We start from the raw sequence: 12,094 nt of genomic DNA on the forward strand, positions 1-12,094 counted from the left end.
CGCCCCCGCCAGAATCGGTACGCTGGCCCGTATGTACGGCTACGACCAGCACGCGGGTGTCGGGCAGGGGTATGTCCCGCCGCAACAGCCGCCGCCGCAAGCGCAGACGCCCGGTGGTTACGGCCAGCAGCCCCCGCTGTACCCGGAGCCGTCGCCCCCGTCCCTCGCGGACGCGGTGCGCGCGTTCACCACGGGCTCCATGGCCGCCGAGGACTTCCAGCAGGTCTTCGCGACCTCGAAGGTGTACTGCCCGCGCGGTGACAACCCCGGCTTCCTCGCGCTGCACAACACCCAGCAGCCGGTCATCCCGATGTTCACGTCGCTCAAGGAACTGCGCCGGTACGCCGGCAAGGACTCCAAGTACTTCGTGATCACCGGCGCGGAGGTCATCGACCTGCTGCCGACCGGCTACGGCTTCGTCCTCGACATGGAGGGCGAGCACCGCATGGTGTTCGACGCCAAGGCCGTCGAGCAGATGGTCGACTTCGCCATGCGCCGCATGTACGGATGACGGCCCGCGGGTGCGGCTGACGGTTTCAGCCAAGGGCCCGCCCCACAGTGATCACCGGAACGCCCGGAGGGAATGCCCTCCGGGCGTTCCGTGTTCCAGGTGGCAGAAAGTTCTACGTTCAACTAATCTGAGCGTACAAGGAGGTCCCATCCATGCCTGCAGTGACCGTCGAGAATCCGCTGACCCTGCCCAGGGTGACCGCACCGGCCGACGCCGTGGCGCGCCCCGTGCTCGCCGTGACGACCGCGCCCAGCGGCTTCGAGGGGGAAGGGTTCCCGGTGCGGCGCGCCTTCGCCGGGATCAACTACAAGTACCTCGACCCGTTCATCATGATGGATCAGATGGGCGAGGTGGAGTACGCGGCCGGTGAGCCCAAGGGCACGCCCTGGCACCCGCACCGCGGCTTCGAGACCGTGACGTACCTGATCGACGGCACCTTCGTGCACCAGGACTCCAACGGTGGCGGCGGCACCATCCAGAACGGGGACACCCAGTGGATGACCGCCGGGTCCGGGCTGCTGCACATCGAGGCGCCGCCCGAATCGCTCGTCATGTCCGGCGGGCTCTTCCACGGCCTCCAGCTGTGGGTGAACCTGCCCGCCAAGGACAAGATGATGGACCCCCGCTACCAGGACATCCGGGGCGGCCAGGTGCAGCTCCTGACCACCGGCGACGGCGGCGCGCTGCTGCGGGTCATCGCGGGTGAGCTGGACGGTCACGAGGGCCCGGGCATCACGCACACGCCGATCACCATGGTGCACGCGACCGTGCGGCCCGGCGCCGAGGTCACGCTGCCCTGGCGGGAGGACTTCAACGGGCTCGCCTACGTCCTCGCCGGGCGCGGCACCGTCGGCGCGGAGCGGCGGCCCGTCCACCTCGGGCAGACCGCCGTCTTCGGAGCGGGCGGCTCGCTGACCGTCCGGGCGGACGAGAAGCAGGACGCCCACACGCCCGACCTGGAGGTCGTGCTGCTCGGCGGACAGCCCATCCGTGAGCCCATGGCGCACTACGGGCCGTTCGTGATGAACACCCGCGCGGAGCTGCAGCAGGCCTTCGAGGACTTCCAGAAGGGCCTGCTGGGGACGGTCCCCGCCGTACACGGCATGTGATCGACGGTGTCCTTCGTACACGGCACGTGATCGAAGGTGCCCGCCGTACACGGCATGTGATCGGCGGTCCTCGCCGCGCACGGCACGCGACCGACGTCCCCGCCGCGCACGGCACGTGACCCGGCACCGTCCGTACGGCCTACGCCCCGCTGCGTAGGCCGTACCGCCGTGTTCGGGTGGACGCGTGCACACCCTTCTGCCCGAGGCCGCGCGGCGCGTGGCCGCCTGGTGCCTGGTCATGCTGCTCGTCGCCGGTGTCGCCGGCGTCGGCGTGTGGCTGTGCACGGTGCTCAAGACGGCCGTCACGCCCGTGCTGCTCGCGCTGCTCGGGACGGCGCTGCTCGGGCCGCTGTACCGGCGGCTCGTGAAGATGCGGGTGCACCGTTCGCTGGCGGCGGGGCTGACCTGCGCCGCCGTGCTCGCCGTCGTCGGCGGGGCGACGTACATCGTCGTCGCGGCGCTGATCGACACCGGGGACCAGATCATCTCGTCCCTCAAGGAAGCCGCGTCCGACCTGTCGAAGCACTTCGGGGCGGCGGGCACCTCGCTCGACGACCTCGCGTCCAACTCCAAGGACCTGCTGGGGAAGTTCGGCGGCACCGCCGCGTCCGGGGTGGTGAGCGGGATCAGCGTGGTCGGCGAGATGATCGCGACCGCCGTGCTCGCGCTGCTGCTCGTGTTCTTCTTCCTGCGCGACTCCCACAAGACCGCGGGCGCCCTGCGCTCCCTGGTGCCCGCGTCCTCCGCCGACACCGTCGAGGCCATGGCGCGGCGCGCCTTCACGGCCGTCGAGGGCTTCATGCGCGGTACGACGTTCATCGCGCTCATCGACGCCGTGTGCATCACCGTCGGCCTGCTGATCCTGCGCGTGCCGGGTGCCGCCGGGCTCGGCGCGCTCGTGTTCGTCGGCGCCTACATCCCGTACCTGGGGGCGTTCCTCTCGGGCGCCATCGCCGTCCTCGTCGCCCTCGCCGACCGCGGCCCCGTCATCGCGCTGTGGGCGCTCGGCGTCGTCCTCGCCGTGCAGGTCCTCGAAGGACACGTGCTGCAGCCGATGATCCAGAGCCGGACCGTGCAGATGCACCCGGCGGTCGTGATGCTGGCGATCACCGCGGGGGCGTCCGTCGCCGGGATCATCGGGATGCTGCTCGCCGTACCGCTGACGGCCGCCGCCTTCGGCGTGCTCTCCGAGCTGCGCGCCCGCTACAGCGCGGCGTCCGGATCCGCGCCCCCGCCGCCTTCGCCGGACGAGTCCCCCGAGCCTTCGTAGAGCTCGAACCAGATGCTCTTGCCCTCGCCCCGCGGATCCACCCCCCACCGGTCGGCGAGCAGCTCCATGAGCACGAGTCCCCGCCCGGACGAGGCGAGTTCGCCGGGGTGCCGCTTGTGGGGCAGGTCGTCGCTGCCGTCGGCGACCTCCACCCGGAGCCTGCGCGTGTCCACCTCGCCGGTGACCTCGGCGACCAGGAGGGCGTCGCCGTCGGTGTGCACGAGGACGTTGGTGATCATCTCGGAGACCAGCAGGACCGCCGAGTCGATCTGATCGGCGTCCGACCAGTCGTGCAGCAGGTCCCGCAGGTGCCCGCGCGCCCCCGCGACGCGCTCCGGCTCGGCCTGGGCGATGGTCAGCATCGTGCGGCGGGTGTGGGCGCGCTGGTCGGGGCGGCCGGTGCGGCGGAGCAGCAGCACGGCGATGTCGTCCTCGCGGCGGTCGGCGAGGGGGCCCGTGGTGTGGTGCGAGGACGGCCCGTGCACGGCCTGGACGAGGGTGTCGGCGAGGGCTTCGAGGCTGTCGTCGCCGGTCGGCGGGGCCTCGTAGGCGCCGAAGCCGTCGTGCCCCTCGGGCTCGGCGGCGCCCGCGCCCGCGGCGTCCGCCCCTGTCGTGTCGGCCGTCCCGGCCGCCTCAGCCGTGCCGACGGCCCCGGTCGCCCCGGTCGCCCCGGTCGCACCGGCGGCGCCGACCGTGCTGGCCGCTCCGACCCCGCCGTCTTCGTACCGCTCAAGAATCTCGCGGATCCGCGTCCAGCCCGTCTCCAGGTCGTGCCCGCCGGTCTCGATGAGGCCGTCCGTGCAGATCAGCATGGTCTCGCCGGTGTCGAGGACGAGGCGGGTCGTCGGGTAGTCCGCGTCCGGGTCGATGCCGAGGGGGAGGCCGCCCGCGATGGGCCGCTGGAGAACCGTTCCGTCACTCATGCGTATGACGGGCTCGGGATGTCCCGCGCGGGCGATCTCCAGGACCCCGGTCGCCGGATCCGCCTCCACGTACAGGCACGTCGCGAAGCGCGGGTCGGCCGCCGCGCCCCCGTGGTCGTCCCGGGTGTCCGTCGACCCGTAGGCGATGCCGTCCGTGATGCCGGACAGGAAGCGGGTGGCGCGCGAGAGCACCGCGTCCGGGCGGTGCCCCTCGGAGGCGTACGCGCGCAGGGCGATGCGCAGCTGCCCCATCAGACCGGCCGCCCGCACGTCATGGCCCTGGACGTCGCCGATGACGAAGGCGATGCGGCCGCTGGGCAGCGGGATCACGTCGTACCAGTCGCCGCCGACCTGCAGGCCCCCGCCCGTCGGCACATAGCGCGCGGCGACGCTCATGCCGGGGATCTCCGGGCCGAGCACCGGCAGCATGGAGCGCTGCAGGCCCTCGGTCAGCTCCCGCTCGGACTCCGCGACCCCGGCCCGCGACAGGGCCTGCGCCAGCATGCGCGCGACCGTCGTCAGGACGGAGCGCTCGTCGGGCGTGAACGAGACGGGGTACGTGAACGCCGCCATCCACGCGCCCATCGTGCGGCCCGCGACGATCAGCGGCAGGAACGCCCAGGACTGCCGCTCGAAGCGCGAGGCGAGCGGCCAGGCGGTCGGGTAGCGGCGGCGGTAGTCCGCCGGGGACGACAGATAGACGGCGCGGCCGGTGCGCAGGACCTCGGCGGCGGGGTAGTCGGTGTCCAGCGGCATCGAGGCGAGCGGGTCGTCGTGGCCGTAGCCGTGGTGGCCGTGGTGGCCGACGAGGGTGAGGCGGTCGGCCTTGGCGCCGAAGACGGCGAGCCCGTCCGGCGAGAAGCCCGGCATGGACAGGCCCGCGGCGACCCGCAGGACCTCCTTGGTGGACCGTGCCTCCGCGAGCGCGCGGCCCGCGTCGAGCAGGAACGCCTCGCGTGAGCGGCGCCAGTCCCCGGTGACGGGCGAGCGGGCGGCCGAGCCGGGGGAGGGCTCGGAGACCTCCTGGATGGTGCCGAGCAGCTCGTAGGTGCTGCCGCCCTCGTGGACGATCGGCTTCGTACGGCTGCGCACCGTGCGCAGGACGCGGCGGCCCTGCTCGTCCATGATCCGCAGGCGGGCCTCGGCGAGGGTGCCCTCGGCGACGGCGAGCTGCACGATGCCGTGGATCTCGTTCCAGTCGACGGGGTGGAAGCGGGAGCGCACGCCCGCCTCGGTGGTGGTCTGGGCGTGCGGCGGGAGCCCGAGCAGGCGGGCCGCCTCGGCGTCGAGGGTGACGGTCCCGGTGGCGTTGTCCCAGCGCCACAGGCCGGTGGCGATGACCGAGAGCACGGCGCTCACGGGCGGGAGGGAGTCCCGGTCGGGAGGCAGGGAGGCGTCCCCCACCTGCTCGCGGGGCTCATCGGTGCGCATTGAATCACTGTAGGAACAGTTGCGCACCGCTCGCCACCTTGTGCCCGCCTGCCCGGGGGCGGGTGCCCGGGCGGGACACCGGGGGGCGCCCGAATACGGGGGGAAGTGATCTTCCACCGGACGGTAGCCTTGACAGCCAGCACCTTCTTCACACCCGCCGGGGCAGGCCCCCGGCCGGGCACTCCCCGATTCCGAAAGACTGGATGAACGACGATGCATCGGTACAGGTCGCACACGTGCGGTGAGCTCCGGGCCTCTGACGTCGGCACCGACGTCCGGCTGAGCGGATGGCTGCACAATCGGCGCGACCTGGGCGGCATCCTCTTCATCGACCTCCGCGATCACTACGGCATCACGCAGCTGGTCGCCCGCCCCGGCACCGCCGCCGCCGAGACGCTGGACAAGCTCTCCAAGGAGACGGTCGTCCGCGTCGACGGCAAGGTCGTCTCGCGCGGCGCCGAGAACGTGAACCCGGAGCTGCCGACCGGCGAGATCGAGATCGAGGCCGTCGAGGTCGAGGTGCTCGGCGCGGCCGCCCCGCTGCCCTTCACGATCAACGCCGAGGACGGGGTCAACGAGGAGCGGCGCCTCGAGTACCGCTTCCTGGACCTGCGCCGCGAGCGCATGCACCGCAACATCATGCTGCGCAGCGCCGTGATCGCCTCGATCCGCTCGAAGATGGTGGCCCTCGGCTTCAACGAGATGGCGACGCCGATCCTCACCGCGACCTCCCCCGAGGGCGCCCGTGACTTCGTCGTCCCCTCCCGCCTGAACCCGGGCAAGTTCTACGCCCTGCCGCAGGCCCCGCAGCAGTTCAAGCAGCTCCTGATGATCTCCGGCTTCGACCGGTACTTCCAGATCGCGCCCTGCTTCCGCGACGAGGACGCCCGCGCGGACCGCTCGCCGGGCGAGTTCTACCAGCTCGACGTCGAGATGAGCTTCGTCGAGCAGGAGGACGTCTTCCAGCCGATCGAGAAGCTGATGACGGAGCTCTTCACGGAGTTCGGCAACGGCCGCGAGGTGACGTCCCCCTTCCCGCGCATCCCGTTCCGCGAGTCGATGCTGAAGTACGGCAACGACAAGCCGGACCTGCGCGCCAAGCTCGAACTCGTCGACATCACGGACGTGTTCGCGGACTCGGAGTTCAAGGCGTTCGCGGGCAAGCACGTGCGCGCCCTGCCGGTGCCGGACACCGCGTCGCAGTCCCGCAAGTTCTTCGACGGCCTCGGTGAGTACGCGGTCGAGCACGGCGCGAAGGGCCTGGCCTGGGTGCGCGTCGCCGAGGACGGCTCGCTGACCGGCCCGATCGCCAAGTTCCTGACCGAGGGCAACGTCGAGGAGCTCACCAAGCGCCTCTCCCTGGCCCCCGGCCACGCCGTCTTCTTCGGCGCGGGCGAGTTCGACGAGGTCTCCAAGATCATGAGCGCGGTGCGCGTCGAGGCCGCCAAGCGCGCCGGGCACTTCGAGGAGAACGTCTTCCGGTTCTGCTGGATCGTCGACTTCCCGATGTACGAGAAGGACGAGGAGACGGGTCGTATCGACTTCTCCCACAACCCGTTCTCCATGCCCCAGGGCGGCATGAAGGACCTGGAGGAGAAGGACCCGCTGGACATCCTGGCCTGGCAGTACGACATCGTCTGCAACGGCATCGAGCTGTCCTCCGGCGCCATCCGCAACCACGAGCCCGAGGTCATGCTGAAGGCCTTCGAGATCGCGGGCTACGAGGCGGAGACCGTCGAGCAGGAGTTCGCGGGCATGCTGCGCGCGTTCCGCCTCGGCGCCCCGCCGCACGGCGGCATCGCCCCCGGCGTCGACCGCATCGTGATGCTGCTCGCCGACGAGCCGAACATCCGCGAGACGATCGCCTTCCCGCTCAACGGCAACGCCCAGGACCTGATGATGGGCGCCCCGACCGTGCTGGAGGAGTCCCGCCTCAAGGAGCTGAACATCTCCCTGCGCAAGCCGGTGGCCGCCGCCAAGGCCTCCGGCCAGGGGGAGCAGGACGCCAAGTAGTCCTCGTCGTAAAGCAGTTGGGCCCGGGACCGTGATGGTCCCGGGCCCCTCTGTGTACGTGGGTCAGCCTTCGTAGGGGCGCCGGGCGCCCAGCAGGCGCGGCCAGACGTCCGGGGCGGTGAGGATGTCGAGGCAGGCGGGCTCGGCGCGGAGCAGGGCGGTCAGCGAGGAGAGCCAGTCGCCGTGGTGGGCGGCGAGCGCGGCCGCCTTCTTCGCCTCGGCGGGTGGGAGGGAGAGGGCGAGAGTGAGACAGGCCTTGGCGGTGGTGGCGGGGTGCGGGAAGGACTGGGCGTGGGTCTCGGCGGTGGCGTGGTCACCCCGGTCGACCAGGCCCTCGATGAATCCGGTGGCCGCGTCGGCCTGGGCGTCCCTGTACGTGGATACGCTGCGGATGTAGGCGGTGGCGCGGTCCACGTCGCCCATGAAGGCGAGAGTTCGGGCCATCTCCCTGTGCTTCTCCGTGTCATCGAGATATCTGTGTGGTCGGTTCTCGGCACCCGCCAGTAGTTCGGCCGCGCGGCGGTGGTCGCCCACGGCATGCGCCGCGCGGGCCCAGGCCACGTCCGTCGAATCCCAGCCGAAGGCATGACGAGAGGACGGCACACTCGAATCGGCTTCCTCGTACAGGGCGGTGGCCTCTGCCCACCGGCCGGCTCCGGCGAGTTGTGTCACGACCTCGGCGAATACGCTCGGCCGGTCCGAGTCCGCCAGCGATCGCGCCAGTGTGAGCGCCGCGTCGTGCTCGCCGCGTCGCGCGAGGACGGCGGCGAGTTTGTGGCGGACCAGATCGCGACGGAAGTCTTCAGTTACGGAGTGTGTCAGGGCCTCGGCCAGGCGGCTCTGCCCCGCAGCCGCGGTGCGTAGGACGATGTCGGTCATCCAGTAGTCACGATGGCCGACAGACGAGAGGGCATCACCGAGCCGCAGTGCGCGGTCGGCCCGACCGGCCGACGCCAGGGCCCGAAGCAGTGAGTCGTAGGTCCAACTCCCTTGGAGGTGCGGGTCAGTGGAGTTGCCGATGAGCACCATTTCGTCCTCTTCCGAGAGCAGCGGCGTCAGTTGTTCCTCGACGCCGTGCAGGAGGGCGAGTGCCTGTTCTTGGTGGCCCGCCGTCGCGAGCGCTTCGGCGACGGTCGCCTGACGCGCCAGGTCCTTGACCAAAGAACTGCTGTCGTCGTAGCCGGACTGCGCCTCGCTGAGGAGGGCCTCGGCCTTGTCCGGCCGCCCGGCGTCCGTCTGGAAACGCGCGAGCGCCGCCAACCCCTTGGCCCTGGCGTAAGGGGCGGTGATGCCGTGGGCGATCGAGCGGGCCCGCTCGTACTGGCCGAGAGACAGCAAGGTGTCGCAGACGTCGTTGAGCTCGCCGGGCGCGGGATCGGAGGTGATGACCGTCTCGATGAGGGAGAGAGCGCGGCCCGTCTGACCGGCGGCCGCCATGCCGGCCGTGAATCTGCTGAGGTGGCCGTGCGGCGAGAGCGGGCCCAGGACCGTGCGTGCGGTGGCCTCGGCACGAGCGAACTGGCCGTCCTCAAGGAGGAGTCGGCACATCTCGGCGCCGTACACGTAGGCGTGGCCCTCGCCCGGGAGTCCCTTCGCGAGCGTGTCGGCGAGATCGAACTGGCCCGCGGCCCCGCAAGGGCCACAACGATGTCGCCGGGGTACTCTCCGAAGCTGCCGATGTCGTCCGTGCTCAGCGTGCGCGCCAGCTCCATGGTCCTCGCGTACTGCCCGCAGGCCACGAGCGTCAGGCAGGCCAGCACCGCCCGGCCGTCGAAGGCGATGTCGCCGAGGCCGTCGATGAGAGTGAGAGCGCGGTCGACGGACCCGGCCTTCGCCAGGGCCAGCGCCACCCGGCAACGGAGCTCTGCGGCCGCCGACTTGGGCGATCTGGTGACGTAGTCGTCCTCGTGATCGCACAGCTCATGGGCATCCGCGAGCGCGAGCGCACGCTCATGTTGTCGGGCTTCGACGAAGGCCCTGACGACGTGGTCAAGTCGGGCGTCGTGGGGCGGGTCGAGCAGTGTGTGGGCTGAGCGGTGCAGGATGTCCGCTGCCTCCTCGACGAGGACCTCGGCCGCTCCCGGCGAGAGGGACGGCGCACAGGACGCACCCATCCACAGCAGACACACGGCGAGCTCGACGGGGTCGCGGACGGTGCGGCTGAAGGCCTTCGCCCGGTCGGTGAGACCGGCTGCGCCGAGCGCCGACACGACCGTCGGCAAGACGCTGATGCGATAGACGGACGACCCCACACGGGCGGTGAGCTCCTCTGCCCGCTCGAACTCGCCCCAGGACAGCCAGGTCCGCACCAGGACTTCGGCCAGGTCGTCGGTGTCGTCCCCCAGGCGGTCGAGAGACCCGGCCACGTCGTCGAGCAGCGCGACCGCGCGCGGTACTTGGCCTTGCCGGTGGAGTTCCTCGGCCACCTTGACGAGGGCAGGGATTCGGTACCTACCCCTGGGTGAGCTGAGGGCGAGAGCCACCGCCCGGTCGTGGTGCCCCAAGACGGCCCAGGCCAAAGGTACTTCGGCGGGAATCACAGCATGGCGCTCGGCTATGGCATGGCGGCTCAGGGCAAGTCGCAACACGTCCGTCAGCGGCTCCCCGCCCCCCTCGATGACGATCTCCTCGGCGCTGCGGATCTCCGCGAGTGCCGCGACATCCCCGCCGGTCGCCTGGAACAGGCGGGCGCGCCGGGCCCGGTCCAGGGCCAGGGCGACGACGCGCACCCGGTCCTGCCCCGCCCGCACCAGGGCGAAGTACCCGCGCAGCAGGTAGCCGGGGGTGTCGCCCGGCCACCCCCGCTCCCGGTACTCGCCCGCCCACGCGTGCAGCCGCTTGCGGTGCCGTCCGAGTTCCTTCGCCCCGAGCAACTCCTCTGCGCGCACGTGCAGTTCTTCGTGGGCGAGCAGATACACGTCGGGGCCGGGCCTGAACGGGGCATCGCGGATCTCGAAGGTGCGCCCCGCCGACGTCCGCAGCATCCGCCGCACTTCGTACGGTGTGGCGTCCGTGAGGTGGGCCAGGTCCTCCGCGGTCAGACCGCCTCCGGCGGCGGTGACGAGTCCGAGTACGTCCCGTGGGACGCGCTCCTCGAACAGTCCGCCCAGCTCCTGCTCGGCCGAGCTGTGCAGCGCGGCGGCCACGGGGGATCGGCTCAACTCGTGTACGTCGCAGGTGATGCGGAGGGGATGGTCCGCCGGTACGTCGGTCGGTATCGGCGGGTTCGGCCGACCCGCGACGACGACACGTATCGCTGTGTGCGCCTCCTCCCCGCCGTCGTCGACGAGGCGAGGCAGCAGCCCCGCGATGCTGTGCGCGTCGGCCCCCGAAGTCGTGCCGCGGTCCTCGTCCAGTCCGTCCACGAGCAGGACGAGCCGCTCACCGCGCTCGGTGCAGGTCGCGCCCACTCGCCGCAGGAGCGCCAGCAGATGGGCTTCCCGGGTGCCGGTGGACAATTGGGCGGGCAGCGTCTCACCGGCCATCTCGGCCAGTTGCTCCAGGACGACGTCGACGAAAGCGCCCCGGTCGTTCTGCGCTCCCAGACGTGCGGTCACGAAGAACGGCACGACCCGGACGCCCTCCGGTGGATGCAGGGCGAACCACGACATGAGCGCGGTCTTCCCCGCCCAGGGCCCGGCCCGCCACCAGGCGTAGGGGTGCGGGCCCTGGCCTCGGGAGAACCGGGACAGTGCCCGCAACTCCTCCTCACGGTCCTGGAGCCGGGCGGGTGCGATACGGCGGACCTGCTCTGCGTAGGCGGAGCGGGCCTCGGCTCCGTGGTGATCCGGGGGCGCGGCCGTGATGGTGATGGGTCCGGTGAAGTCCCGGCCCTGGATGACGATGTGCTGCCGACCACCGGAGACGCTGTTGTACGCGGAGTTGTCCACGGGGCTGTCCACGGGGTTGCGCCCAGCCTCGTCGATTCCCTCGCTCACGTGGCCCCCCGATACTCAGCAGTACTCAACTGCCGTCCCTGTAAAGGGATTTCAGCCTACGCGAGCGACTGTGTCCGCGCGCCCCGCCTACGCGCCCCCGCAGCTGACGCAGAACGGCTGCCCCGAAGGGTCGAGCAGGACCGTCCAGTACTCGCCGCCCGGCTGGTGGTCGGGCTTCGTCGCGCCCAGCTCCACGAGTCGCTCCACCGCCGCGTCGACGTCGGGGAACGTCAGGTCCAGGTGGAAGGGCAGTTCCTCGGCGGGCCAGTTCGGCGGCCGGTGGTCCTTGGCCGTGTAGAAGATGTACGTCGTCGTGCCGTCGGTGACCGTGAAGGCGACGGGGGCGCCGTTCTCGTCCGGGTACTCCTGGGTGAGCTGCCAGCCGAGCGCCGCCGCCCAGAAGTCGGCGAGCGCGCGGCCGTCGTGGCCCCAGAAGGCGTACGAGGCGACCTTGGCGGTGACGGGGTCCGTCATCGTCACTCGCCCTCCTGGCGCTGGTTGACGCCGATGACGTAGCCGTCGGGGTCGGTGAAGTACAGGATCTTGCGGCCCTCGACGTCGGCCTCCTTGATCACGTCGACCAGCGGCCTGATCCGCTCCACGTACGCGTCGAAGTCGGCGACGCCCAGGTAGAACATGCCGAACGCGCCCACCGGGAAGTCCTTGTGCACCGGCAGCCACTTCCGCAGGTGCTCGGCGCGGTGGACCATCAGCGCGAACCGGCCCTCGAACAGCAGGATGCGCAGGTCGTCATCGGGGTCGTCGTTGCCGGGCAGCGCCGTGAAGCCGAGCTCCTCGTAGAACGCGACGGTGACGTCGGTGTCCGTGACGCCGAGGCAGGGGGCGATGACGGGGGAGCTCATGGGGATCACCTTTCGGGGTGGGGGGTGGGGTGGAGT

At 71.2% G+C, this 12,094-nt stretch carries 9 protein-coding genes; 4 read left to right on the top strand and 5 right to left on the bottom strand.

Going from position 1 to position 12,094, the window contains the following annotated elements; translation table 11 throughout:
* Window positions 1–31: 31 nt before the first annotated feature.
* From ACFVHO_RS03720 to ACFVHO_RS03730, 3 genes are all read left to right on the top strand, one after another.
* On the top strand, window positions 32–511 hold the full coding sequence (locus ACFVHO_RS03720) for an SseB family protein (RefSeq protein ID WP_385709664.1): 480 nt from the start codon (window positions 32–34) through the stop codon (window positions 509–511).
* A gap of 152 nt (window positions 512–663) precedes the next feature.
* The gene (locus tag ACFVHO_RS03725) at window positions 664–1,620 is read left to right on the top strand and encodes a pirin family protein (protein ID WP_385709667.1); all 957 of its coding nucleotides are present in this window, start codon (window positions 664–666) and stop codon (window positions 1,618–1,620) included.
* A gap of 238 nt (window positions 1,621–1,858) precedes the next feature.
* Entirely contained in the window at window positions 1,859–2,890 is a 1,032-nt protein-coding gene (locus tag ACFVHO_RS03730; protein ID WP_385710085.1) for an AI-2E family transporter, read from the top strand.
* Here ACFVHO_RS03730 and ACFVHO_RS03735 read toward each other — a convergent pair.
* Window positions 2,824–5,244, bottom strand: coding sequence for a SpoIIE family protein phosphatase (locus tag ACFVHO_RS03735; RefSeq protein ID WP_385709669.1), 2,421 nt, complete (start codon window positions 5,242–5,244; stop codon window positions 2,824–2,826). The two genes, ACFVHO_RS03730 and ACFVHO_RS03735, sit on opposite strands and share 67 nt — an antisense overlap.
* Before the next feature lie 213 nt (window positions 5,245–5,457).
* Here ACFVHO_RS03735 and aspS point away from each other — a divergent pair, with 213 nt between their 5' ends.
* Window positions 5,458–7,257, top strand: coding sequence for an aspartate--tRNA ligase (aspS, locus tag ACFVHO_RS03740; RefSeq protein ID WP_385709672.1), 1,800 nt, complete (start codon window positions 5,458–5,460; stop codon window positions 7,255–7,257).
* A gap of 63 nt (window positions 7,258–7,320) precedes the next feature.
* On the opposite strand, the gene ACFVHO_RS03745 is transcribed toward aspS, so the two are convergent.
* From ACFVHO_RS03745 to ACFVHO_RS03760, 4 genes are all read right to left on the bottom strand, one after another.
* Window positions 7,321–8,418, bottom strand: a complete 1,098-nt coding sequence (locus ACFVHO_RS03745; protein WP_385709674.1) for a tetratricopeptide repeat protein — start codon at window positions 8,416–8,418, stop codon at window positions 7,321–7,323.
* On the bottom strand, window positions 8,313–11,195 hold the full coding sequence (locus ACFVHO_RS03750; protein ID WP_385709677.1) for a hypothetical protein: 2,883 nt from the start codon (window positions 11,193–11,195) through the stop codon (window positions 8,313–8,315). The genes ACFVHO_RS03745 and ACFVHO_RS03750 overlap by 106 nt, the downstream gene beginning before the upstream one ends.
* Window positions 11,196–11,282: 87 nt before the next feature.
* Window positions 11,283–11,669 (bottom strand): VOC family protein, encoded by a 387-nt coding sequence (locus tag ACFVHO_RS03755; RefSeq protein WP_385709679.1) that lies wholly within the window; start codon window positions 11,667–11,669, stop codon window positions 11,283–11,285.
* Window positions 11,670–11,671: 2 nt separating this feature from the next.
* Window positions 11,672–12,058, bottom strand: coding sequence for a VOC family protein (locus ACFVHO_RS03760; RefSeq protein ID WP_385709681.1), 387 nt, complete (start codon window positions 12,056–12,058; stop codon window positions 11,672–11,674).
* Window positions 12,059–12,094: the final 36 nt, after the last annotated feature.

It is taken from the genome of Streptomyces sp. NPDC127108, assembly GCF_042677545.1.
Classification (GTDB): Bacteria; Actinomycetota; Actinomycetes; order Streptomycetales; family Streptomycetaceae; genus Streptomyces.

What these genes read in the sequence shown, in the direction of transcription:
- ACFVHO_RS03720 (WP_385709664.1), top strand. Translation starts at nt 32, where the DNA reads ATGTACGGCTACGACCAGCACGCGGGTGTCGGGCAGGGGTATGTCCCG.
- ACFVHO_RS03725 (WP_385709667.1), top strand. Translation starts at nt 664, where the DNA reads ATGCCTGCAGTGACCGTCGAGAATCCGCTGACCCTGCCCAGGGTGACC.
- ACFVHO_RS03730 (WP_385710085.1), top strand. Translation starts at nt 1,859, where the DNA reads ATGCTGCTCGTCGCCGGTGTCGCCGGCGTCGGCGTGTGGCTGTGCACG.
- ACFVHO_RS03735 (WP_385709669.1), bottom strand. Translation starts at nt 5,244, where the DNA reads ATGCGCACCGATGAGCCCCGCGAGCAGGTGGGGGACGCCTCCCTGCCT.
- aspS (WP_385709672.1), top strand. Translation starts at nt 5,458, where the DNA reads ATGCATCGGTACAGGTCGCACACGTGCGGTGAGCTCCGGGCCTCTGAC.
- ACFVHO_RS03755 (WP_385709679.1), bottom strand. Translation starts at nt 11,669, where the DNA reads ATGACGGACCCCGTCACCGCCAAGGTCGCCTCGTACGCCTTCTGGGGC.
- ACFVHO_RS03760 (WP_385709681.1), bottom strand. Translation starts at nt 12,058, where the DNA reads ATGAGCTCCCCCGTCATCGCCCCCTGCCTCGGCGTCACGGACACCGAC.